This is a genomic window from Acidovorax sp. LjRoot117 (genome assembly GCF_964252695.1).
Lineage (GTDB): Bacteria > Pseudomonadota > Gammaproteobacteria > Burkholderiales > Burkholderiaceae_C > Acidovorax.
This window is the reverse complement of record NZ_CAXUPO020000005.1, coordinates 46,327-67,890: the sequence shown is the minus strand read 5'-3', so window position 1 is coordinate 67,890 and position 21,564 is coordinate 46,327. Positions and strand designations below refer to the sequence as shown.

Sequence of the window (21,564 nt, the reverse complement as noted above, 5' to 3'; positions counted from 1 at the left end):
GTGGTTGTCGCTCGAGCGCAGTGGACTTTGCGCAGATGCCGTCACCGGCGCATGTGGGGTTACGCCGCTGGCAGAACCCTGCGCAGTGCGCGCACTTTTTTCCAGACCACCGCCTTCGGGCTGCCGTGCATACCCATGGCCTGCATGCAGCGGTCCAGCCAACCCACGCGGTTCTGAAGCCGGTCAATCGCCTTGCCCAGGTCGCGCGCTATCGATGTGCCGTACGCCTCTTCTGCCTTGGCCATTGCCTTGCGCAGTGCGGGCAACCGCAGGTCCATCATCGCCAGGTCGATCACATCGCGGCTGAAGACTCCGTCATCGGCCTGTCCGTCCGAGTTGGCCAGGAGTTTGGACGCTGCCAGGTCCAGCGGGGTGAGCGTGCTGACGCCGCAGACCACATCGTCGGGCCCTGGCGGTGCGAGCGTGATGCGGCCTTCGCGCACGATCTCGAACTTGATCGCCTGCCCGTCCATCTGCACCTGTGTGCGGATGCCATATTGGTCTGCACGTATCTCTCGCTGCGCAACCAGCGGCGTGGCGTGTTCGTGGGTGATAGGTGCCAGCCCGTCTGGGCCTGTGAGCAGTTGCCTCAGCTCGCGGTACCCGGCAAGGTCAGAGACCAGAAAGTCGATGTCCACAGACTCACGGTATTCGCCATACCGCAGTGCGATGCAGGTACCCCCGCCGAACAGGCAGCCATGCTGGCGGAGGACAGCGCCGTTCAGGGATGCCAGCACATGGGCAATGCGCTGGTGGTGCGGCCTGTCAAACATGGGGGATGGCGTTACCGTCGCCAACGGCCGAGAAAGCCAGGCGCAGCGCTTTCAGCAGTGCCTGCTCGTTGTCCGCCATGGCGCTCAAGTCGAGGTGGCGTGCGTTGCGCTCGTAGATATCGAGCGCTTCAGTGGGTGTGAGTGCATCGGTTCCATGCACCTGCCAAGCCAGCGCCTTGAGCTGGGGATAGTCAGCCAGCCGGATGCGAGCGGGAATCCAGCCTGCCAATGTTCCTGGCAGCTGCGCACACGCAGGGCCGCTGGCAGGGTCCACCAGGGCCGGGACCATGCCGAGCGCGTTCATCACGTTGCACCAGGCGCCCATGGTCGCCGATGGTTCGCCCTTTTCGATGCGATGCAAGGTAACCCGCGATATACCCGCAGATTCTGCTGTGACCGTGGCGCTCAGGTGCAGGGCCTTGCGCCGGGCGCGCAGTTGCTCGCCCAAGGCTCGCAGATGGGATGCAGTGTGCTCTGAGGCAAGAGGCGCTGGAGATGGCATTTGATTCTCATTATTTGCAAAATGCGATTTTTGTCAACAATGAGAAACGATTTTTAAAGCAAAGACGTGCCAGTGCCGAAGTGCTGTGGAGTCAGTGCGTCACAAACTCGTACGCCACTTCCTCGCTCTCCACCATGTCGAGCACGTCGTTGAGTTCATCATCGGTCTCGCTGCTGCTCCACATGTCTTCCGGGTCCGATGCGAACAGTGGCTCGATGGCGATGTCCAGGAATTTGCCTTCGGCCATCTGGATCACCGGCGTGCCTTCGGAGGTCTCGACCAGCTGCCAGTCGTCGGGCACGGTCATTTCAAGCTGGATGGTGACGTTGAGTTTTTTCATGGTGTTCCTTGTGTGATGGGGTCGTCTGCGCAGGGCAGGTCGATCGATTCGCAGTGCCATGGTCGACGGTCGATCCATGGATGATGATCCACCGGTGAAACAGCGGATCGGGCTTGCAGGGTAACCCAGCACGGTGGCAGTGCGTGCCCGGTGCCATCATTGGGCGCCTGCACGGCATGGTTGATGCTAGTGGCTGGCGTATTCTTTTTGTGCGTCCTGCCGGTGCAGCGTTTGCCGCGCGGCCCCCAAAGGACGCTTGTCCATCCCCTCCTGGAGCGCTTCAAAAATCATGATCACCAAGAAAACACTCGCCGTGGCTGCCACCGTTCTGGTGGCGGGCCTGTCCCTCTTCAGCCAGGCCGCGCAGGCCGGCCCCCGGCTCGACAAGATCCTGGAGACCAAGGTCATCCGCGTGGGCACGCCGGGCGACTACCGGCCCTTTGCCATCAAGACCGACGCGGGACTTTCGGGCCATGACATCGACGTGATCGAGGCGATGGCCAAGGAGCTGGGTGTGAAGATCGAATACGTGCAGACCTCCTGGCCCAACCTGATGAAGGACCTGCAGGCCGACCAGTTCGACATCGCGGTGGGCGGCATCACGCGCAATGTGGCGCGCATCCGCCTGATCGAGATGCTGCCGGGCTATGCGCCCTTCGGCAAGGTGGCGCTGGTGCGCTCGGCCGAGAAGGCCAAGTACAACACCGTGGACGACTTGAACAAGCCCACGGTGCGCGTGATCAAGAACCCCGGCGGCACCAACGAGACCTTCGTGCTGCAAAACCTCAAGACCGCGCAGGTCAGCACGCACGACAAGAACGCCGAGATCCCTGCGCTGATTGCCGAAGGCAAGGGCGACGTGATGATCACCGAGACCTACGAAGCCGTGGTCTACAGCAAGGCCGACCCGCGCCTTCACGCTGCCTTCATCGACGCGCCGCTCACGCCCAAGAGCTACCTGGGCTTCATGCTGCCCAAGGACGATGCGGACTACACCCGGGTGATGAACTTCGTCTGGGGCCAGGTGGACAGCCGGGGCGTGCTCAAGCAGGCCGCCGACAAGTGGCTCAAGTGATACGGATGATGACGATGGTGGCGCCCGCCTGACGGCACAAGCCCGCGCCCTGCGCCGGGCGCGGTTGCCGCAGCACCGGCCGGCGTGCGGGTGCTGCAGATCACTCGGCTGGAATGTCGGGCTCGACCAACTGCGCCAGCAGCTGCAGCGACTCCTGCCACCCCAGGTAGCACATCTCGGTCGGGATCACGGCGGGGATGCCTGCCTGCACGATGGACACCTCGGTGCCCACCAGCACCTTCTTGAGCACGATGCTGGTGCGCATCTCGCCGGGCAGGTTGGGGTCGTCGAAGCGGTCGGTGTGCACGATGCGCTCGCCGGGCACCAGCTCCAGGTATTCGCCGCCGAACGCATGCGTCTGGCCGTTGCCGAAGTTGGTGAACTGCATGCGGTAGGTGCCGCCCACGCGGGCATCCAGGCTCAGCACCCGGCCGGTGAACCCGTGGGGCGGCAGCCACTTGCACATCGCGTCTGCGTCCAGAAAGGCGCGGTACACCCGCTCTGGCGGAGCGCGCAGCACGCGGTGCAGGGTGGCAGTGCCGCCGGCTGCGGCGCTGTGGCTGCTGTTGTCGGTCGGGTTGCTGGTCGTCATGGGCGGTCTCCTTGGGGTGTCAACTACTCAGGGTGGATGAAGAAGGTGGGCAGCAGCGGGGCCCGCAGCTGTTCACATTCCTACGACGAACGGGGCAGGCCGTTTTCGACAACTGGTGACCGGCGCCGGCATTTTTTTCTGGACGCCTGGCGCTGTCCAGCCCCGGCCTCAGGCGGCCACGGTGCGCACGCGGAAACTCTCGCTGCCCTCGGCCCAGGCCAGCAGGCGGTCGATGTTGGGGTGCTTGCCAGGGAAGGCCTTGGCGTCTGCCGTGTGCTCTGCATACCACTCCAGCCCCAGCGCAGCGGCGGCGGGCGTGATGCTGCCGCCGTACAGGGCCGCCAGCGCGGCGTAGACGACCAAGGAGCCCGTCTGGCCGGGCTTGTTCTCAATGGTGGCCACGACCTCGTCGCCGGCATCCAGCAGCTGCAGGGCGGCGAGGTGGGTGGTGGCGGGGAGTTGCTGGAGGCGGGTTGCGAAGTTCATAAAAAATTAGGTTGGAGTGAAAAATGCCGCTACCGCATTACTGGTAAGCGGTGAATGCTATTCAATGAGGAGCATTGATGCTGGCGCATGACGCCGGGTGCACATCGCTCGCTCGGGGTGCTGCCATCACGCCTGCCACACCCCGAACCCCGCCGAGCGCAGGTCGATGCCGATCTCGATCTCCCGGTCCACCGCGTCCTCATAGCTCATGGGGTTGAAGCCTTCGTACAGGTCGGGCAGCAGGCGCAGGCCGTATTGCGTCACGAACCGGTTGGCCTGGATGCCGGCCTTGTGCTTGTCGAACCGCACGTCCGGGTCCAGGCCCGTCATGCCCACGTACACGCAGGGCTTGCCGTCGATGTAGCCAGGATTGCTCTTGCGAAAGCGTGGCTCCAGCAGCACGTCTTTCGATAGCTCGATGACGTAGACGTGGTGATGGAGTTTGCGGCGGCGCATGGGGGTGGTTGCGTGGGCGCTGGCGGGCTGGTGGGCTGGTGGGCTGGGCGGGGGTAGCCGGTGGTGCGCGGCGCTTCAGGCCTGTGGCCGTGGCGCCGGGCCGATTGTTCACACCGGTTGTTCACTCGTCGTCATCATTGCCCTGGCCGTCGTCGCGCAGGCGGCGGTCGAGCTTGCCGCGCAGCGATTCGGTCTCTTGCAGGAACTGGTCCACCGGCACGGCAGGGGCCACGCGCAGGCTGGGCGGGAACAGGCTGCTCATGTACAGCACAGAAGACAGCCGCATGTTGTTCAGCCACTGCGCCCCCAGCCATGCCGGCACGCCCAGCACGATCGCGGCGGCCACCGTCCAGGCCAGGCCCACACGGCGACGCGGCAGCACGGCGGCCAGGTGGGCATACAGCGCACCGGCCAGCGTCAGCACGAGCAGCAGACTGGCGAACTGCGCAAAAATCTCGAGCGAAAAAGCGAATGCGATCACATGGGCCAGCAGCTGCACTGCGTCCATCGCCAGTGCCGCAGCGCAGGCAATGCGCACATGGCGCCAGAACTGCAGGGAGCCCGCAAACACCTTGTTGGCCACTGCCCACACGCCCGACCACACGACCATCGCCACCAGCAGCGTGAGCAGCACGCCAGGCACATCCTTGAAGTACTGCAAGGTGTCGCGCGCATCCAGCCACGACTCCCCCAGCCCCGCGAACAGCACCAGGGCCGCCAGCGCGGCCGTGGTGCCCACCGTGCGCCACGGAAACTGCGGCAGCGGCTGTTCATCGGCAATGGGCGTGTCGGCCAGGCGCAGAGCGATGTGGGTGTGGCCCAGGTCGACAGGCGTGCCGTGGGGCCAGCCAAAGCGCTCGCCCTGGCGGTAGTGCTTGCGCTGCAGGCGTGCGCCGTTGCGCGTTTCCAGCACCTCGACCTGCACCTCGCGGGAGGCGTCTGCCGCCCGGTCGATGCGCAGGTGCGTGGGGGCGACGAAGGGGTCGTCCAGCACCAGGTCGCAGTCGAGCCCCCGGCCCACGGTCACAGGCCAGCGCGTGATGGGAGCGCGCGCCAACAGTGCGCCGTGGCGGTCAAAGGCTTCTATCAGTCCCAGTGTCGGCATCATGGTGCGGCCTCCCAGCGGAACGCCTTGAGGTAGTGGCTTGCCAGCTTCATGCCGTTGTCGAAAGCGATGCCTTGCACGTCCAGACGGCCCAGCACGCCCTGGGTGGGCTGGTTGGTGCTCGCGGCCAGCACCGTCATGGTGTACAGGCCGGGCAGCTTGCGGTAGGCCGACATGCAGATCACCACCCGCATCGGCAGGCTGCCGGGGTTCACATAACGTTCGGAGCAGTCGACCGCCGTCTGCTGGCGGTTGCCGCGCCGCAGAAACTGCTCGTTGGCAAAGCTGTGCGAGTACATGCGGCCGAACCGGGCGGCGCCCAGGGTCGGGGCGTTGTAGGTTTCGTAGGCCAGGCGCACCGCGCCGGTGTTGAAGTCACCCGCCACCACATCGCTGTCGGCCCTGCACTGTGTGCGCTCCAGGTTCAGGCCGGGAAAGGCCGGGTCGCGCCCCGAGCCCCAGCACCGCGCCAGTGCGTCGTCCGGCACCGGCACGCGGTAGTTGCCGTGGCGCTGCTCGCGAAACGGCGCTTTGAGGAACCGGTCCGTCAGCAACTGCTGATGGCCCGTCAGCTGCCGGGTCATCTCGCCGTACGCGGGCTGGGTGATGGGTTCTGCGGCAGCTGCTGCGCGCTGCACCAGCGCCTGCGCGAACTCGGCAGGAATCAGGAAGCTGACCTGCTCCCCGTCGAGCCGCTTGGCCACGTTGATACCCAGCACCCGCCCGGCATCGTCCACCGCCGGGCCGCCGCTCATGCCGGGGTTGAGCGTGCCGCCGAAGAAGATGCGCGGGTAGAAGCTGCGCCGCACCAGCCCGTTGTAGGTGCCTTCGGTCACGGCAAACCCGATGTCCAGCGGGTTGCCCAGCGAATAGATGCGCTCACCCTGCGCCAGGGCCTCGGTGGCGGGCCGAAAGCTCAGCACCGGCGCCGCGGCGGTGCGGGCCTTGGTGCGCAACACGGCCAGGTCGTGCTGCACATCGAACGCCAGCAACTCCACTTCGCCTTCCTGCCCCTCCATCGTCACGTACACGCCGCGATACCGCTCGGGCTCCAGCGCCAGCTGGCTGGCCACATGGAAGTTGGTGACGATCAGGCCGTCGGCGGACACGAAGAACCCCGAGCCGATCGACGCCTGCGTGTCGGCATTGCGCAGCAGCGTGCGGATCTGCACCAGCTTGTCGCGCGACAGCTCGTAGATGCGCCGTGCGTCGCGCGACAGCGCTGTGGCGGGCACCGGCACGGCCGCACCTGCTGTGGAAGGGTCTGCACTGCCGGTTGCTTCGCCGCCAGGCGATGACGGCGCTGCAAGGCCGGGTGCCACAGGCGGCAGCCCGCTTGCAGGGCGTGCCGCCGATGCGCTGGCAGGGGTGGTGGGGGCAGGCGGTGTCATGGGCGCCTTCTGTGCGTGGACCGACATGCAGGCCAGCAAGAAAACGACGGGTGTGGCAAGCCGAAGCGGCCAGGGCAGGGGAAGGGGCATCGGGGTATTCTATGAACGCTCTGCACCGTGCTCCGCGCGGGCGGTGTAGCCACCCCACGCCACGCACCCCCATTTCGCTTTTTACACACGCCACACCACCGCCATGCCAGACACCCATTCCTACCCCATCGGCACACCCGGCCAGCCCTGGGGCGCCGCAGAGCGCGACCAATGGCGCGCCCGCCAGGTGCGCCAGCGCAGCTACGCCGACGACGTGCTGACCGCCGTCGAGGCACTGCGCGGCCGATTCGATGTGGAGATGTACGGCGATGTCGTCTATGCCGACGCCCACCATGCGGCAGAGCGGTATCCCCTGCGGGCCCTGCGCAGCCGCCCATGGAGCGAAGGGTTGCCCAGCGTGCTGGTCACCGGCGGCGTGCACGGCTACGAAACCAGCGGCGTGCACGGCGCGCTCCGCTTTGTGGATACGCAGGCCGAGCGCTTTGCCGGCCGCGCCAACCTGCTGGTGGTGCCCTGCGTCAGTCCCTGGGCGTACGAGCGCTTCCAGCGCTGGAACTTCGACGCCATCGACCCCAACCGGTCCTTTCGTGAAGGCTCACCCGCGCAAGAAGCTGCCGCGCTGATCCGCCTGGTGGCCCCGCTGCGCGGCCAGTGGGCGGCCCACGTCGACCTGCACGAAACCACAGACACCGACGAATCCGAATACCGCCCCGCCGTGGCCGCGCGCGACGGCAAGGTGTTCGAGCCCGGCAGCATCCCCGACGGGTTCTATCTGGTGGACGACACGGACAACCCGCAGCCTGCGTTTCAGCAGGCGATCATCGATGCGGTGAGCCAAGTGACGCACATTGCGCCGGCGGATGACCAGGGGGAAATCATCGGTTCACCGATGGTGGCGCATGGCGTGATCCACTACCCGATGAAACAGTGGGGCCTGTGCGCGGGCATCAGCGGGGCGCGCTACACCACGACGACGGAGGTGTACCCGGATAGTGCGCGTGCCACGCCGGCGCAGTGCATTGACGCGCAGGTGGCGGCGGTGTGTGCGGCGGTGGAATTTGTGGTGGCCAGCGCGTCGGCGTGAGTGTTGCAGCCCATCACGGCAGTGCTTGCCCGCGCCGCTTACGCAATATTGCCCAAAGCGCCCAGCAACCGGGGGCTCACCTCGTCGGCATCGGGCGTGGCGAACTGCATGTTGTGCTGATCGGTCAGCGGGCCGTGGCCCGGCTCCATGCCGCCGTCAGCGCCGTAGCCCATGGCTTTGAATTTCCAGACCGCGCCGATCTTTTTGAGTGAACCCACGTGTGCGCCATCGGCCGTGTGGACTGCCACCACCGATCCGTTGACAGGCAATAACTGCAAGGGGCCTGCCACTGGGCCGGGCGGCATGTGGGCGAAGGTGGGTTTGACGGTAGGCGGTTGTTCGGGCGGGTTCAGCATTGCGAGGTTGTATCTCAAAAAGGGAGGTGATCACCACATCGCTGCCCTGGCAGTGGATTCTTCCGTGATAACGCGCGGGGGATTACAGGTCGGACGACATTAGCTGAAGGGACGCGCAAAATGGTTTGACCGAGACGATCGGTTCAGCGCCGTGTGTTCGTTCTACAGCCGCCGAATTTCTCTCGACTTCAGAAGCAATCAGCTTTCGCGCCTGCCGGATTCCAGTGCGTTGTTGCCGCCTTCAGCTTTGCGTTGCAGCAGACAACTCACCCTACCTCGGAATGGACGTGGCTGAGAACTGTGGGATGGGATATACCTACCGCATACCAGCACGAACAGTCAGCTGGGTCAGGGGAACGGTTCCACGAAACCACGAAGTGCAGAGATAACTCGACGCCGCCTGCTAGTGGGCCGACCTGAATCCGGATTCCTCTTTCGGAATAGAGCACTGAGTGCTGCGATGCAGAGATAGCGATCTCAGGCCCCAGCCGTTTTGCAAAACAGTCGTAGTCTTCAGTCCCTACGATGATCTTGTAGCCGAGCCCCTCCCAGCCCTGGGCTTCAAGCCATTCACCAGTTTCCGGCCCTGTACAAAGCGGCACATCGTCGGCCCAACTGCATTCGAACGTGACGCCTTTTGAGGCTTCGCCCGGCGTGCACTGCAGCAACACGATGTGGCAGCCAAGAACAGACATGCCGTCTGGAAGCGCTGGCTCGACGGATTTCCTGAATATGCGGGGGGCCTGATCCCACGCCCCACCGCCCACGCCGCTGCTTTTTGCGAGGAGTGAGAGATTACCGAGTGGAGTTGAAATGTATTGGCGCACTACGTTTTTCTTGACGCTGATTGCTGGAGCACTTGCGCGCGCTTAGGGCCACTGGTATCGGAGCCGCCAACACGTTTCACCCCTCCGGTGATCTCTTCGTGATCGAGAAAATTTACTTCCCCCAGGAGTCCTTCAACCCCACCGCCAAGTTAAACACCGGTTTCCCCGCCCGGTGATCCACCCGGTCTGCCACAAAGTACCCGTGCCGCTCGAACTGGAACTTGTCGTCCGGCTGGGCCTTGGCCAGCGACGGTTCCACGATGGCCGTCACCACCTTCAGGCTGTTCGGGTTCAGGCTCTCGATGAAGTCCTTGCCGCCCGCGTCAGGCTGGGCGTCCAGGAACAGGCGGTCGTACATGCGCACCTCGGCCTTCACGCCGTCGGCCACGCCCACCCAGGTGATGGCGGCCTTGACCTTCACGCTGTCGGCGCCGGGGGTGCCGCTCTTGGTGTCGGGCACCACGGTGGCCAGCACTTCGGTGATGGTGCCGTCGGCATCCTTGTGGCAGCCGGTGCATTCGATGACGTAGCCGCCCTTCAGGCGCACCTTGTTGCCGGGGAACAGACGCTTGTAGCCCTTGGGGGGCACTTCTTCAAAATCTTCGCGTTCGATCCAGACTTCCTTGCCGATGGTGAAGTGGCGCTCGGGGCTTTCCACGCCTTCGGGGGGGTGGGGCAGTGATGGCAGGGTGCAGGGCTCCAGGTGGCCCGCGCCCATGACCTCGTCCCAGTTGGTCAGCACCAGCTTGACGGGGTTGAGCACGGCCATGCCGCGGAAGGCCTTGAGCTCCAGGTCTTCGCGCAGGCAGCCTTCCAGGGTGCTGTAGTCGATCCAGCTGTCGCTCTTGGTCACACCAATGCGCTCGGCAAACACCTGCAGCGATTCGGGCGTGTAGCCGCGGCGGCGCAAGCCGACGATGGTGGGCATGCGCGGGTCGTCCCAGCCGCTGACCTTGTGGTCGTACACCAGCTGGGCGAGCTTGCGCTTGCTGGTGATGACGTAGGTGAGGTTCAGGCGGGCGAATTCGTACTGGCGGGGGGGCGGGTTGCTCAGCAGGCCGCCTTCCGTCAGTCGCTCCAGCAGCCAGTCGTAGAAGGGGCGCTGGTCTTCGAATTCGAGCGTGCACAGGCTGTGGGTGATCTGCTCGAGCGCGTCTTCGATGGGGTGCGCATACGTGTACATCGGGTAGATGCACCAGGTGTCGCCCGTGTTGTGGTGCGTGGCGCGGCGGATGCGGTAGATGGCCGGGTCGCGCATGTTGATGTTGGGGCTGGCCATGTCGATCTTGGCGCGCAGCACCATGGAGCCGTCTTCGTGCAGGCCGGCCTTCATCTCGCGGAACTTGGCCACGTTTTCGGCCGGGGTGCGGCTGCGGAAGGGGCTGTTCACGCCGGGCTTGCCGAAGTCGCCGCGGTTGATACGCATCTGCTCCACGGTTTGCTCATCCACGTAGGCGTGGCCGGCCTCGATCAGGTATTCGGCCGCGCGGTACATGAAGTCGAAGTAGTCGCTGGCCTGGTAGGGCGGGGCGCTGGGGTGGCCGTTCCAGTCGAAACCGAGCCACTTCACCGCGTCGATGATGCTGTCGACGTATTCGGTGTCTTCTTTTTCGGGGTTGGTGTCGTCAAAGCGCAGGTGGCACACGCCGCCGTAGTCGCGGGCCAGGCCGAAGTTGATGCAGATGCTCTTGGCGTGGCCGATGTGCAGGTAGCCGTTGGGCTCGGGCGGGAAGCGGGTGCGGATCTTGGCCGGGTCGGGCTGGCCCGCCGCGTGGTGGGCGGCGTCGCCCGGTGTGCCACCCCAGCGGCGGGCGGCGTAGGTGCCTTTTTCCAGGTCGCTTTCAATGATCTGGCGCAGGAAGTTGCTGGGCTTGACGGCTTCCGGGGCTGTCGCGGTGGCGGCAGCCGGTGTGTTGGCGGCTGGATTGACGGGGTTTTGGGTGCTCATCGGGCCATTTTAGGGCCCGGTTTCGTGATGGTTTACGCATGGAAACGGGCGAATGTACTTCCGGACACAACGTAAAGACAAATTTATGCCATCCTTTTGCCTACTTGGTGCGTTATGTACCGGTGAGGCGAGTCCATTTGGCTGGCTACCCTCATTCCAACAGGAGATATCCGTATGACTCAATCCCGTTCTATCTATGCCTTGGCAGCTTCCGCAGGCGTAGCGCTGGCATTGCTGGGTGGCGCGGGCGCCGCCCAGGCCCGCGACGTCAACTGGTCGGTGGGCATTGGCGTGCCGGGTGTGGTGGTGGGGGCCAGCAATGGCTACTACGCACCAGCCCCGGTGTATGTGGCCCCGCCCCCACCGGTGTATTACGCGCCCCCACGGCCTGTGTATTACGCGCCCCCTCCAGCGTACTACGCCCCTCCACCCGCCGTGGTGTACTACGGTGACCGTGGCTACCGGGGCCACCGCCACCATCACCACGACCGTGGCTACGGCCGCTGGGACCGCTGATCGGCCCCGCCCCGGCAGCCGGTCCTGACCGACACGGCTGCCGCACTTTGTAACCAAAACCTCTTGGGCGCCAGTCGCTCACAGGCAGCGTCTTTGCACAGGCTGCCTTTTACAGCGGCCTTCGGGCCGCTTTTTCTTTGGGGGCGCGCAGGTGGCGGCGCAGCATAATTTGGCACCTTTGCCCGCTGCATGGCGGGTGCAACCCCTCGGAGTGCATGCCCTGTGAAAACCGTTTTTGTCCTCAATGGCCCCAATCTGAACCTGCTGGGCACGCGTGAACCTGCCGTGTACGGCGCACACACCCTGGCCGATGTCGAAAAACTGTGTGCCGACGCCTGCGCGCGTCACGGTTTTGCGCTGCGGTTTCACCAAAGCAACCACGAGGGTGCGCTGATCGACTGGATCCATGAAGCGGGCCGCCTGCATGCGGCGGGCGCGTTGGCCGGCGTGGTGATCAATGCCGGGGCCTACACCCACACGAGCGTGGCGCTGCACGATGCCACCAAGGGCACGGGCATCACGCTGATCGAGCTGCACATCAGCAATGTGCACGCCCGCGAATCCTTCCGGCACCATTCGTACATGGCCGCGGCCGCCAAGGCGGTGATGTGCGGGTTTGGCGTGCTGGGCTATGGCCTGGCCATCGACGGGCTGGCGCAGCTGCAGCCCCAGGCGGCCGCCTGAGCGCCGCAGTACCCTCGGGCGCACTTTCGCACGGCAGACGGGCACACGCATGACCACCGCACCCACCCCGACGCTGGAGGTGCCCGAAGACGAGGTGGAGATCACCGCCATGCGGGCGCAGGGTGCGGGTGGGCAGAACGTCAACAAGGTATCGAGCGCGGTGCACCTGCGCTTCGACGTGGCGGCGTCGTCATTGCCCGACGGGGTCAAGGAGCGCCTTTTGGCACTGCGCGACAGCCGCATCACGCAGGACGGCGTGGTGGTGATCAAGGCGCAGCAGTACCGCAGCCAGGACCAGAACCGGACGGACGCGCTGCAGCGCCTGAACGCGCTGGTCAACACGGTCGCCGTGCCGCCCCGCGTGCGGCGTGCCACGCGGCCGACCTATGGCTCGCAGCAGCGGCGGCTGGCGGGCAAGAGCCAGCGCAGCGAAACCAAGGCGCTGCGCGGCCGGGTGAAGGATGGGTCCTGAGGGGCTGTTGACGGACCCCGGACAGGTGGACGTTGTTGGGTGGCGATGTTTTGTTGCCCGGCGCATTGGCAGTTTTTACCGGCTCATTAGCACCACCCGTGGAACGATCTGTCTGATGCACAGGGCTTGGTATCGCGGGCTGTCGGTCCTACATTCAATGCATCCCCCCACGCAATGAATCCAAAGGACATCGCCATGTCTGCCACCGCCCACGCTTTCCCTGTTGTTCCTGCACTGTTCGTCTCGCACGGCGCGCCGCTGTTTGCGCTGGACGCCGGCACCACCGGCCCCGCGCTCACGCAGTGGGGTGACAGCCTGAAGGCACAGTACCCCGGGCTGCGTGGCGTGGTCATCATGTCGCCCCACTGGATGGCACGCTCGCCGCAGGTCATGACCGGCCCGCAGCCGGAGACCTGGCACGACTTTGGCGGGTTTCCGCCCGCGCTGTACCAGCTGAAATACCCGGCCCCGGGCTCGCCCGCGCTGGCGCAGGAGGTGCTGGGCTTGCTGCAAGCCGCCGGCGTGGCGGCGCAGGGTGATGCAGCCCGCCCGTTCGACCATGGTGCCTGGGTGCCGCTGATGCATCTGTTCCCGCAGGCCGATGTGCCGGTGGTGCAGGTGGCCCTGCCCGTGGGCGCTGGGCCGGCCGAGGTGTACGCGCTGGGCGCGGCACTGCGCAGCCTGCGCGACCAGAACGTGCTGGTCATCGGCTCAGGCAGCATGACGCACAACCTGGCCGAGTTCTTTGGCGGCGAGCGCGAGCCCGCGCCCTACGTGCTGGAGTTCAGCCGCTGGATCGAAGCGGCCCTGGCGCGGGGCGACATGAAGGCACTGCTCAACTACCGCAGCGAGGCCCCGCATGCACGCCGTGCACACCCCACCGAGGACCACTTTTTGCCCATCTTCTTTGCGCTGGGCGCAGCGGGCGACGATCTGCAGGCCCACTACCTGAGCCGCGAGGTGATGTACAGCATGCTGTCGATGGATGCTTTCGCCTTGCAGCCCGTGCATTGAGACGGCACGTCCGCCCACCTATCTATCTTCAAATCCGGCCCTGCCGCTCATCCATGCTTGATCTACCGCTCACCTTTTTGCAGCGCCCGGCCGCTGCCACCACGCCCCGGCCCTGGCTGCTGGTGCTCATGCACGGCGTGGGCAGCAACGAGCAGGACCTGTTCGGCCTGGCGCCGCACATTCCGGAGCGTTTTCATGTGCTGAGCCTGCGGGCACCGTTTCGCATGGGGCCGGGCTCGCACGCGTGGTTCGACTTTTCCATCGAGCCCAACGGCGAGCGCACCATCAACGAGGCGCAAGAAGCGCAGAGCCGCGCGCTGGTGGCCCAGGCCATCGCGTCCGCCGCAGAGCAACTGGGCATTCCGCCCGAGCGCGTCGTGGTGGGCGGCTTCAGCCAGGGCGGCATCATGGCGCTGTCGCTGCTGCTGACCCAGCCCGCGCTGATGCAGGCGGCCATGGTGTGGCACAGCCGCCTGCTGTCGCAGGTGCTGCCCCTGGCCGCGCCGCCCGATGCGCTGCGGGGCAAGCAGCTGTGGCTGAGCCACGGCACGCACGACAACGTGATCCCCCTGGCCCACGCGCAGGCCATCGCGCAGCACATGGGCCCGCTGCCCGTGGCGGTCACGTACCGGGAGTTTCCAGGCGCGCACGAGATCCGCCCGGCGGAGCTGTCCGCTACGGTGACCTGGCTGGACTCGCTGGCCGGCCCGTCGGCGGCTTTCTGACCCGGCGGGCGGGGGGATAGGCCAGCACACCCACATCCTCCTGCGCACCGCAGGGCTGCCCGTGCCGTGCCGTGCCGCTCGCGCAGCGGTGGCGTGGCGAGGTCTGGGAAGGCACCGGCATCGCCCAGCGGGTACATGGCGTTACGCACCGGGCGCAGGCGCGGTTTCCAATGGTGCATTGCACCCCGCACGGGAACGCATGGCGGCCCACGCCGTCGTACCCAGGGCGTGCGCCATGCACCGCCACAGGAGACCCGATGCCCGATCACGACACCGCCGAGTTTCGCCCCGCACCCGAGGGTGCATCGCCCCTGCCCAAAGCCGCCCTCGCAGCCCTGGGCTGCGCGGCCATCGCGGGCGCTGCGTGGTGGTTCTGGCTGCGCCCCGCGGAGCCTCAGCCCGCGCCACCACCGCCCCCGGTGGCCAGCGCGCCCGCAGCCCCGGCGGCTGCACCCCCCATGCCCGAAGCCTCGGGCCCGCAGAACCTGGTCGATGGCCTCGCACCCGCCGACACCGCTTTGCCGCCCCTGGCGGAATCGGACACCCGCGTGACGGCCTTGCTCGGCGAACTGCTGGGCAGCGACAAGGTGACCAGGTTTCTGTGGACCGAAGGCTTCGTGCGCCGCGTGGTCGCCACGGTGGACAACCTGGGCCGCGCCCAGGCGCCGTCGCGCATGTGGCCGGTGCAGCCCACGCCCGAGCGCTTCACGGTGGAGGGTGTCGAGGGCGCGCAGACCATCGCCCCCGCCAACGCAGCGCGCTACAGCGCGGTGCTGGCCTTTGCCGAGGCCGTGCCGCTGGACGCCGCGGTGGCGCTGTATGCACGGCTGTACCCGCTGTTCCAGCAGGCGTATGAAGAAGTGGGCTATCCCCGGCGCTACTTCAACGACCGCCTGGTGGCCGTGCTGGACCACCTGCTGCTCGCGCCCGAGCCCAAGGGGCCGATGCGCGTGAAGCTGCTGCCGGTGAACACCGACGTGCCCGACCTGCGGCCCTGGGTGCGCTACGAATTTGCCGACCCGGCGCTGCAGGCCCTGTCGAGCGGCCAGAAGATCCTGGTGCGCATGGGGCCCGCCAACGCGGCGCGGGCCAAAGCGCTGATCCGCGAAGTGCGCCAGCGCGTCGCCACGGGCGCGGTGGCCCGCAAGCCCGTGCCGTAGTCCCGCACTGCGCGGGGGCGTGGCGGCAGGCTGTGCGGTGGGGATGGGCTTGGGGGCTCCAACCCCTGCGGCGGGTCAGGCCTGCGCCGGCCGTGGGCCGTGGCGCAGGGTCAGCAAGGTGCCCAGCGTCAGCGCTGCCAGGGCAAACGCCGGCCCGCCCAGGGCGCCCACGTGGTCCACCATCAGCCCGCCAAAGATGGCGCCGCTGGCAATCGCGATCTGAAACGCCGCCACCAGCAGCCCGCCCGCGCCCTCCGCCTGGTCGGGCGCGGCCCGCACGATCCAGGTCTGAAAGCCCACCGGAAACGCGCCGAACGCAAACCCCCACAGCGTGACCGCCACCGCCGTGATGGCCGCCGACTGCCCAGCCACCAGCAGCACGGCGGCCAGCACGGCGATGACGGCCCCACCGGCCACGATGGCCTGGCGCTCGCTGCGCCCCGCGATCCATCCCCCCACGAAGTTGCCGAAGAAGCCGCCCACGCCGTAGCCCAGCAGCACGGCCGTGATGGTGGCCACCGACAGGTGCGTGACCTGCTCCATCAGCGGGCGAATGTAGGTAAAGCCTGCGAAGTGGCCTGAGATCACCAGCAGCACCGCCAGCAGCGCCACGCGCACCGGTGGGCGGCGCAGCAGCTCGCCCAGCACCTTGAGGTTGGGGTTGTCGCGCGGGGGCAGGGCGGGCAGGGCCACCAGTTGCACGGCCAGCGTGACGAGGCTGATGCCGCCCGCCGCGACGAAGGCGCTGCGCCAGCCCCACATATCGCCCATCCACGCGCCGATGGGCGCCGCGCACACGGTGGCCACCGACACCCCGGTCAAGATGAACGACATGGCCCGCGCGAACAGCGAGGCCGGCACCAGCCGCATGGCCAGCGCGGCCGACATGGACCAGAAGCCGCCCAGCGCCACGCCCAGCATCACCCGCGCCACCAGCAGCGTGGCCAGGCTCCCGGCCAGGGCGGACATCACGTTGGACAGCACCAGCAGCAGCGTGAAGGCGATCATCACCAGCCGCCGGTCGATGCGGCGCGTGAGCAGCGGCAGCGACGGCGCAGCCACTGCGGCCACCAGCGCGGTGACGGTCACGGCCTGGCCCGCGGCCCCATCGCTCACGCGCAGGTCGCTGGCCATGGCGGTCAGCAGGCTGGCGGGCAGAAATTCGGCCGTGACCAGGCCGAACACGCCCAGCGCCATGGACGCCACGGCGGCCCAGCGGGCCTCGGTGGGCTCGGGGGTGGAATGCGGGGCGGGGGTGGCATCGGCCACGGCGCCCATGGGCGCATCCAGGCAGGTGGAGCAGGAAGAAGAGGAGGACACGGGCAAAGCCTTGGGTTGGAACGGACGTCCATGCTAGGGATAAGATGTCGGCGTTTCCATGCCGTAAAAGCCGAAATGCTTGACTTTTCATCCAGACCGTTTGACCAAGTGCCGCAGCCGCCGTGGGTGGAGCCGCCGGACCTGCTGACCCAGATCCTGCTCGGCCTGCGCCTGGACGGCGTGGAGTATGGCCGCTGCGTGCTGCACCCGCCCTGGGCCATCGCTTTTCCGGCGCAGCGCTCGGCGCGGTTTCACTTCGTGGGCCACGGTGGCGCCTGGCTGCGCACGCCAGGCAGCGAATGGCAGCGCCTGACCATGGGCGATGCGGTGCTGCTGCCCCACGGCACATTTCATGTGCTGGCCAGCTCGCCCGACGTGCCGCCGGTGGACATCGACTCGCTGGCGCGCAAGGCCGTGTCTGAAAACATTTACCTGGTGGATGGCCGCGAGGCGGGCCGCGCACCCCGGGGGGCCCCGGTCGCGCCGCCCCCGCCGCTGGCGCCCGACGTGCTGTTCAGCGGCGCGCTGCGCTTCAACCTCGACCCGCTGCACCCGCTGATGGCCATGATGCCCGCCGTGATGATGGCCGGCGACCTGGCGCGGCGCGACACCACCGTGCCCGTGCTGCTCGACGCCATGGAGCGCGAGGTGGCGCAGGACCGCATGGGCGCCTGCGCCATCCTGGCGCGCCTGGCCGACGCCCTGGCGGCCAGCATCATCCGCGCCTGGGTGGAATGCAGCTGCAACAGCCCCACGGGCTGGATCGCCGCCGTGCGCTGCCCGCGCATCGGCAAGGTGATCGCCGCCATCCACGCCGAGCCCGAGCGCGACTGGAACGTGCCGCTGCTGGCCGACCTGATGGGCGCCTCGCGCTCGAGTTTTTCGGAATCGTTCACGCGCACCATGGGGGAGAGCCCGGCGCGCTACGTGGCCAAGGTGAAGATGTCGCAGGCGCGCCGCTGGATCGCACGCGACGGCATGCGCGTGGCCGTGGCGGCCCACCGGCTGGGCTACGAGTCCGAAGCCTCGTTCAGCCGCGCCTACAAAAGGATCATCGGCCAGCCGCCCAGCACGGCGCGTGCGGAGTGATGGGTGATGAACGAGCAGTAGGGCGCTGGAGCGTGACCGCTATGCCCGGGGCAGCGGCAGCGCCGTCTTGTAGCGCACCTGCTTGAGCGCAAAGCTCGAGCGGATCTTTTCCACGCCGGGCATCGGGGCAAGCTGCTCCACGATGAAGCGCTCCAGCGCAGAGATGTCGGCCACGGCGACGCGGATCAGGTAGTCGCTGTCGCCGCTCATCAGGTAGCACTCCATCACCTCGTCGTGCTCCGCGATGCGGTGCTCGAAATCGGCCAGCGCTTCCTTGCTCTGCGCCTTCAGGCTGATGCTGATGAACACATTGAGCCCCAGCCCCAGCGCCGCCGCGTTGGCCAGCGCCACGTAGCGGCTGATGACGCCTGCGGCCTCCAGTGCCTTCACCCGCGCAAGGCACGGCGAGGGCGACAGGTGCACACGCCGCGCCAGTTCCACGTTGGAGAGGGAGCCATCGGCCTGCAGCTCGGCCAGAATGCGCAGGTCCAGGGTATCGAGTTTCATATGCTGCAGTTTATTGTTTTTGCGGCATAAGCTGCCGGTATTGCGCCGCATCGGCTGAAAAACGGCAACTCATTCGGGGTGGGCATGGCTACAGTGCTCTGCATGAACGCGCTCACACCCCACAACCTGCTGCTGGCGCCCGGCGCCGTCCCCGACATCGACCCTGAGGAAACCGCCGAGTGGCGCGACGCCTTCCTGGCCCTGGTGGCCACCGAAGGCCCGGAGCGCGCGCGGCACATCCTGCAAGAGCTGGTGCGGCTGGCGCGCACGCAGCGCATCGGCTGGCAGCCGGACCTGAACACGCCGTATGTGAACACTGTGGCCGCACAGGACCAGCCCGCCTTCCCCGGTGACCTGGCTGTTGAAGAGCGCGTGGCCTCCATCGTGCGCTGGAACGCGCTGGCCATGGTGGTGCGCGCCAACCAGGCGTATGGCGAACTGGGTGGCCACATCGCCAGCTACGCCAGCGCGGCCGACCTGTTCGAGAGCGGCTTCAACCACTTCTTCCGCGCCCGCGAAGGCGTGGGCGAGGGGCAGCACCGGGGCGACCTGGTGTTCTTCCAGCCGCACAGCGCGCCGGGCGTGTATGCGCGGGCGTTCCTCGAAGGCCGCCTGTCCGAGCAGGACCTGATGCACTACCGCCAGGAGCTCACCGCGCCGGGCGCGGGTGCGCAGGGCCTGTCGAGCTACCCGCACCCCTGGCTGATGCCGGACTTCTGGCAGTTCCCCACCGGGTCGATGGGCATCGGCCCCATCAGCAGCATTTACCACGCGCGCTTCATGCGCTACCTCACGCACCGCAACCTGCTCGACTGCAGCCAGCGCAAGGTCTGGGGCGTGTTCGGCGACGGCGAGATGGACGAGCCCGAGAGCATGAGCGCGCTGACCCTGGCCGCGCGCGAGGGCCTCGACAACCTGGTCTGGGTGGTCAACTGCAACCTGCAGCGCCTGGACGGCCCGGTGCGCGGCAACGGCCGCATCATCGACGAGCTGGAGCGGCTGTTCGCCGGCGCGGGCTGGAACGTGGTCAAGCTGGTCTGGGGCAGCGACTGGGACGGCCTGTTCGCCCGCGACCTGACTGGTGCGCTGGTGCGCACGCTTGAAGGCACGGTGGACGGCCAGATGCAGACCTTTGCCGCCAAGGACGGGCGCTTCAACCGCGACAACTTCTTCGGCCAGAACCCCGAGCTCGCGGCCCTGGCCCAGGGCATGACGGACGAGCAGATCGACCGCTTGAAGCGCGGCGGGCACGACCTGGTGAAGATCCACGCCGCGTATGCCGCGGCCGCGCGCCACCAAGGCCAGCCCACCGTGATCCTGGCGCACACCAAGAAGGGCTACGGCATGGGCACGGCCGGCCAGGGCAAGATGACCACGCACAGCCAGAAGAAGCTCGACGAGACCGACCTCATCGAGTTCCGCAACCGCTTCAACCTGCCGCTCACCGACGAGCAGGCCACCAGCCTCGCGTTCTTCAAGCCCGCGGAAGACAGCCCCGAGATGCGCTACCTGCGCACCCACCGCCAGAACCTGGGCGGCTACCTGCCGCGCCGCGAGACGGCCTGCGAGGTGCTGCCCGTGCCGGCCATCGAGGGCTATGCACAGTTCGCGCTACAGCCGCAGGCCAAGGAGATGAGCACCACCATGGCCTTCGTGCGCATGCTGGGCAGCTTGCTCAAGGACGCCACGCTGGGCCCTCGCATCGTGCCCATCGTGGCCGACGAGGCGCGCACCTTCGGCATGGCCAATTTGTTCAAGCAGGTCGGCATCTACAGCAGCGTGGGCCAGCGCTATGCGCCCGAGGACATCGGCTCGGTGCTGAGCTACCGCGAGGCGCTGGACGGCCAGATCCTGGAAGAAGGCATCAGCGAGGCCGGCGCCATCGCCAGCTGGACGGCCGCGGCCACCAGCTACAGCGTGCACGGCCTGGCGATGCTGCCGTTCTACATCTACTACTCGATGTTCGGCTTCCAGCGCGTGGGCGACGCCATCTGGGCCGCCGCCGACCAGCGTGCGCGCGGCTTTTTGCTGGGCGCCACGTCGGGCCGCACCACGCTGGGCGGCGAGGGCCTGCAGCACCAGGACGGCAGCAGCCACCTGGTGGCCGCCACCATCCCCAACTGCAAGGCCTACGACCCGGCCTACGCGGGCGAGATGGCCGTCATCATCGACGCCGGCATGCGCGAGATGGTGACCGAGCAGCGCGACGTTTTTTACTACGTAACGCTGATGAACGAGAACTACGCGCAGCCGGATCTGCCCGCCGGTGCGGCAGAAGGTGTGCTGCGTGGTTGCTATGTTTTCAGGAGCTACCCGCGCTTGCTGGACGAGCGGCAGGGGGCTTTTTCACCTCAAACCGTGACCCTTCTGGGCTCGGGCGCGATCCTCACCGAAGTGGTCAAGGCGGCAGAGTTGCTGGCCGCCGAGGGCGTGGAGGTGACGGTGATCAGCGTGACCAGCTGGAGCGAGCTGGCACGCGACGGCGTGGCGTGCGAGCAGCGTGCCATCGCGGGAGAAGATGAGCCGGGGACCCCCTGGCTTGCAGCGCAACTGGCCGCCACGAGCGGACCGGTGATCGCTGCGACCGACTATGTGCGTGCCGTGTCCGAGACGGTGCGCGCTTTTGTGCCGCAGGGGCGCAAGTACCTGACGTTGGGGACAGATGGGTTTGGGCGCAGCGATACGCGGGCGGCGTTGCGTGCGTTCTTTGGGGTGGATGCGGAGGCGGTGGTGCGGGCTGCTAAGTTTGCGATGGGGGCTGCAACGAACCGGTGACGGGTTGGGTGCTGTCTGCGTTGCCGATTGGGCGAGGTTTCTTGCTTTCCGATCAGCTGCATCACCTGCGTTTGCAGGGGCTGTGCTTGGGCTGAGGGCGGAGGCCGGGGTGTGCGCCCGGCGGCGCACCTTCTTTCTTTTGCGTCGCCAAAAGAAAGAAGGCAAAGAAAAGGCGACCCCCAGTCTGCGTCCCCCATCGCCCGGTGGGCGATGGGGGCAACCTGCGATGCTCGGGCCGGGGGTGGCGTCGCAGAACTCGCTGCGCGGGGCCTGTGGCCCCGCTCCGCTCAAACATCTGCGACGAGCTAGATCACGA

Annotated in this window: 23 protein-coding genes; 10 read left to right on the top strand and 13 right to left on the bottom strand. The window is 67.1% G+C overall.

Annotated features, from left to right (window positions below):
* Positions 1–59: 59 nt before the first annotated feature.
* The 3 genes from ACSQ3D_RS15460 to ACSQ3D_RS15450 form a co-directional block, all read right to left on the bottom strand.
* Positions 60–773, bottom strand: coding sequence for a nucleotidyl transferase AbiEii/AbiGii toxin family protein (locus tag ACSQ3D_RS15460; protein WP_436127505.1), 714 nt, complete (start codon positions 771–773; stop codon positions 60–62).
* Positions 766–1,221: a helix-turn-helix transcriptional regulator gene (locus tag ACSQ3D_RS15455; protein WP_436127504.1), complete on the bottom strand. Its 456-nt coding sequence runs from the start codon at positions 1,219–1,221 to the stop codon at positions 766–768. Before ACSQ3D_RS15455 ends, ACSQ3D_RS15460 begins: the two co-directional genes overlap by 8 nt.
* Before the next feature lie 145 nt (positions 1,222–1,366).
* Positions 1,367–1,615, bottom strand: coding sequence for a hypothetical protein (locus ACSQ3D_RS15450; RefSeq protein ID WP_056170038.1), 249 nt, complete (start codon positions 1,613–1,615; stop codon positions 1,367–1,369).
* A 289-nt stretch (positions 1,616–1,904) separates the two neighbouring features.
* On the opposite strand from ACSQ3D_RS15450, the gene ACSQ3D_RS15445 reads away from it, so the two are divergent.
* Positions 1,905–2,690, top strand: a complete 786-nt coding sequence (locus ACSQ3D_RS15445; protein WP_056418892.1) for a transporter substrate-binding domain-containing protein — start codon at positions 1,905–1,907, stop codon at positions 2,688–2,690.
* 100 nt (positions 2,691–2,790) lie between these two features.
* Here the strand turns inward: ACSQ3D_RS15445 and ACSQ3D_RS15440 are convergent, their stop codons facing one another.
* The 5 genes from ACSQ3D_RS15440 to ACSQ3D_RS15420 form a co-directional block, all read right to left on the bottom strand.
* A complete protein-coding gene (locus tag ACSQ3D_RS15440; RefSeq protein WP_056418889.1) occupies positions 2,791–3,282 on the bottom strand; it encodes an SRPBCC family protein in 492 nt (163 codons plus the stop codon).
* Positions 3,283–3,450: 168 nt separating this feature from the next.
* The gene (locus ACSQ3D_RS15435) at positions 3,451–3,768 is read right to left on the bottom strand and encodes a DUF2322 family protein (RefSeq protein WP_436127503.1); all 318 of its coding nucleotides are present in this window, start codon (positions 3,766–3,768) and stop codon (positions 3,451–3,453) included.
* Between the two features lie 126 nt (positions 3,769–3,894).
* Positions 3,895–4,224, bottom strand: a complete 330-nt coding sequence (locus tag ACSQ3D_RS15430; protein WP_436127502.1) for a hypothetical protein — start codon at positions 4,222–4,224, stop codon at positions 3,895–3,897.
* Between the two features lie 121 nt (positions 4,225–4,345).
* The gene (locus tag ACSQ3D_RS15425) at positions 4,346–5,332 is read right to left on the bottom strand and encodes an FHA domain-containing protein (RefSeq protein ID WP_056418879.1); all 987 of its coding nucleotides are present in this window, start codon (positions 5,330–5,332) and stop codon (positions 4,346–4,348) included.
* Positions 5,329–6,720, bottom strand: coding sequence for a trypsin-like peptidase domain-containing protein (locus ACSQ3D_RS15420; RefSeq protein ID WP_436127501.1), 1,392 nt, complete (start codon positions 6,718–6,720; stop codon positions 5,329–5,331). Before ACSQ3D_RS15420 ends, ACSQ3D_RS15425 begins: the two co-directional genes overlap by 4 nt.
* Positions 6,721–6,913: 193 nt before the next feature.
* On the opposite strand from ACSQ3D_RS15420, the gene ACSQ3D_RS15415 reads away from it, so the two are divergent.
* Positions 6,914–7,855 (top strand): M14 family metallopeptidase, encoded by a 942-nt coding sequence (locus tag ACSQ3D_RS15415; RefSeq protein WP_436127500.1) that lies wholly within the window; start codon positions 6,914–6,916, stop codon positions 7,853–7,855.
* A gap of 38 nt (positions 7,856–7,893) precedes the next feature.
* On the opposite strand, the gene ACSQ3D_RS15410 is transcribed toward ACSQ3D_RS15415, so the two are convergent.
* From ACSQ3D_RS15410 to ACSQ3D_RS15400, 3 genes are all read right to left on the bottom strand, one after another.
* On the bottom strand, positions 7,894–8,073 hold the full coding sequence (locus tag ACSQ3D_RS15410) for a hypothetical protein (RefSeq protein ID WP_436127499.1): 180 nt from the start codon (positions 8,071–8,073) through the stop codon (positions 7,894–7,896).
* A 404-nt stretch (positions 8,074–8,477) separates the two neighbouring features.
* Positions 8,478–8,906 carry a hypothetical protein gene (locus ACSQ3D_RS15405; RefSeq protein WP_436127498.1) on the bottom strand — a complete coding sequence of 143 codons (429 nt, stop codon included), beginning with the start codon at positions 8,904–8,906 and terminating at the stop codon, positions 8,478–8,480.
* 244 nt (positions 8,907–9,150) lie between these two features.
* Positions 9,151–10,986 carry a glutamine--tRNA ligase/YqeY domain fusion protein gene (locus tag ACSQ3D_RS15400; protein WP_436127497.1) on the bottom strand — a complete coding sequence of 612 codons (1,836 nt, stop codon included), beginning with the start codon at positions 10,984–10,986 and terminating at the stop codon, positions 9,151–9,153.
* A 174-nt stretch (positions 10,987–11,160) separates the two neighbouring features.
* Between ACSQ3D_RS15400 and ACSQ3D_RS15395 the strand changes: the two genes are divergently transcribed.
* The 6 genes from ACSQ3D_RS15395 (at position 11,161) to ACSQ3D_RS15370 (ending at position 15,557) form a co-directional block, all read left to right on the top strand.
* Positions 11,161–11,502 (top strand): hypothetical protein, encoded by a 342-nt coding sequence (locus ACSQ3D_RS15395; protein WP_056418859.1) that lies wholly within the window; start codon positions 11,161–11,163, stop codon positions 11,500–11,502.
* A 189-nt stretch (positions 11,503–11,691) separates the two neighbouring features.
* Positions 11,692–12,186, top strand: a complete 495-nt coding sequence (gene aroQ, locus ACSQ3D_RS15390; RefSeq protein ID WP_436127496.1) for a type II 3-dehydroquinate dehydratase — start codon at positions 11,692–11,694, stop codon at positions 12,184–12,186.
* A 49-nt stretch (positions 12,187–12,235) separates the two neighbouring features.
* A complete protein-coding gene (gene arfB / locus ACSQ3D_RS15385; protein ID WP_396504030.1) occupies positions 12,236–12,658 on the top strand; it encodes an alternative ribosome rescue aminoacyl-tRNA hydrolase ArfB in 423 nt (140 codons plus the stop codon).
* Between the two features lie 195 nt (positions 12,659–12,853).
* Positions 12,854–13,672, top strand: a complete 819-nt coding sequence (locus ACSQ3D_RS15380; protein WP_436127495.1) for a DODA-type extradiol aromatic ring-opening family dioxygenase — start codon at positions 12,854–12,856, stop codon at positions 13,670–13,672.
* Positions 13,673–13,725: 53 nt separating this feature from the next.
* Positions 13,726–14,397, top strand: a complete 672-nt coding sequence (locus ACSQ3D_RS15375; RefSeq protein WP_436127494.1) for an alpha/beta hydrolase — start codon at positions 13,726–13,728, stop codon at positions 14,395–14,397.
* Between the two features lie 257 nt (positions 14,398–14,654).
* Complete coding sequence (locus ACSQ3D_RS15370) at positions 14,655–15,557, top strand: DUF3014 domain-containing protein (RefSeq protein ID WP_436127493.1); 903 nt, start codon at positions 14,655–14,657, stop codon at positions 15,555–15,557.
* Between the two features lie 75 nt (positions 15,558–15,632).
* Here the strand turns inward: ACSQ3D_RS15370 and ACSQ3D_RS15365 are convergent, their stop codons facing one another.
* A complete protein-coding gene (locus ACSQ3D_RS15365) occupies positions 15,633–16,835 on the bottom strand; it encodes an MFS transporter (RefSeq protein WP_436127628.1) in 1,203 nt (400 codons plus the stop codon).
* 117 nt (positions 16,836–16,952) lie between these two features.
* Here ACSQ3D_RS15365 and ACSQ3D_RS15360 point away from each other — a divergent pair, with 117 nt between their 5' ends.
* A complete protein-coding gene (locus ACSQ3D_RS15360) occupies positions 16,953–17,966 on the top strand; it encodes an AraC family transcriptional regulator (protein WP_436127492.1) in 1,014 nt (337 codons plus the stop codon).
* Positions 17,967–18,005: 39 nt separating this feature from the next.
* On the opposite strand, the gene ACSQ3D_RS15355 is transcribed toward ACSQ3D_RS15360, so the two are convergent.
* A complete protein-coding gene (locus ACSQ3D_RS15355) occupies positions 18,006–18,473 on the bottom strand; it encodes an Lrp/AsnC family transcriptional regulator (RefSeq protein ID WP_436127491.1) in 468 nt (155 codons plus the stop codon).
* A 102-nt stretch (positions 18,474–18,575) separates the two neighbouring features.
* On the opposite strand from ACSQ3D_RS15355, the gene mdeB reads away from it, so the two are divergent.
* Entirely contained in the window at positions 18,576–21,248 is a 2,673-nt protein-coding gene (gene mdeB / locus ACSQ3D_RS15350) for an alpha-ketoglutarate dehydrogenase (protein ID WP_436127490.1), read from the top strand.
* Positions 21,249–21,564 lie beyond the last annotated feature (316 nt).

Coding starts and splice junctions, on each gene's coding strand:
- ACSQ3D_RS15460 (WP_436127505.1), bottom strand. CDS start 773: ATGTTTGACAGGCCGCACCACCAGCGCATTGCCCATGTGCTGGCATCC.
- ACSQ3D_RS15450 (WP_056170038.1), bottom strand. CDS start 1,615: ATGAAAAAACTCAACGTCACCATCCAGCTTGAAATGACCGTGCCCGAC.
- ACSQ3D_RS15445 (WP_056418892.1), top strand. CDS start 1,905: ATGATCACCAAGAAAACACTCGCCGTGGCTGCCACCGTTCTGGTGGCG.
- ACSQ3D_RS15440 (WP_056418889.1), bottom strand. CDS start 3,282: ATGACGACCAGCAACCCGACCGACAACAGCAGCCACAGCGCCGCAGCC.
- ACSQ3D_RS15435 (WP_436127503.1), bottom strand. CDS start 3,768: ATGAACTTCGCAACCCGCCTCCAGCAACTCCCCGCCACCACCCACCTC.
- ACSQ3D_RS15430 (WP_436127502.1), bottom strand. CDS start 4,224: ATGCGCCGCCGCAAACTCCATCACCACGTCTACGTCATCGAGCTATCG.
- ACSQ3D_RS15425 (WP_056418879.1), bottom strand. CDS start 5,332: ATGATGCCGACACTGGGACTGATAGAAGCCTTTGACCGCCACGGCGCA.
- ACSQ3D_RS15420 (WP_436127501.1), bottom strand. CDS start 6,720: ATGACACCGCCTGCCCCCACCACCCCTGCCAGCGCATCGGCGGCACGC.
- ACSQ3D_RS15415 (WP_436127500.1), top strand. CDS start 6,914: ATGCCAGACACCCATTCCTACCCCATCGGCACACCCGGCCAGCCCTGG.
- ACSQ3D_RS15405 (WP_436127498.1), bottom strand. CDS start 8,906: ATGTCTGTTCTTGGCTGCCACATCGTGTTGCTGCAGTGCACGCCGGGC.
- ACSQ3D_RS15400 (WP_436127497.1), bottom strand. CDS start 10,986: ATGAGCACCCAAAACCCCGTCAATCCAGCCGCCAACACACCGGCTGCC.
- ACSQ3D_RS15395 (WP_056418859.1), top strand. CDS start 11,161: ATGACTCAATCCCGTTCTATCTATGCCTTGGCAGCTTCCGCAGGCGTA.
- aroQ (WP_436127496.1), top strand. CDS start 11,692: ATGGCGGGTGCAACCCCTCGGAGTGCATGCCCTGTGAAAACCGTTTTT.
- arfB (WP_396504030.1), top strand. CDS start 12,236: ATGACCACCGCACCCACCCCGACGCTGGAGGTGCCCGAAGACGAGGTG.
- ACSQ3D_RS15380 (WP_436127495.1), top strand. CDS start 12,854: ATGTCTGCCACCGCCCACGCTTTCCCTGTTGTTCCTGCACTGTTCGTC.
- ACSQ3D_RS15375 (WP_436127494.1), top strand. CDS start 13,726: ATGCTTGATCTACCGCTCACCTTTTTGCAGCGCCCGGCCGCTGCCACC.
- ACSQ3D_RS15370 (WP_436127493.1), top strand. CDS start 14,655: ATGCCCGATCACGACACCGCCGAGTTTCGCCCCGCACCCGAGGGTGCA.
- ACSQ3D_RS15365 (WP_436127628.1), bottom strand. CDS start 16,835: ATGGGCGCCGTGGCCGATGCCACCCCCGCCCCGCATTCCACCCCCGAG.
- ACSQ3D_RS15360 (WP_436127492.1), top strand. CDS start 16,953: ATGCTTGACTTTTCATCCAGACCGTTTGACCAAGTGCCGCAGCCGCCG.
- ACSQ3D_RS15355 (WP_436127491.1), bottom strand. CDS start 18,473: ATGAAACTCGATACCCTGGACCTGCGCATTCTGGCCGAGCTGCAGGCC.
- mdeB (WP_436127490.1), top strand. CDS start 18,576: ATGAACGCGCTCACACCCCACAACCTGCTGCTGGCGCCCGGCGCCGTC.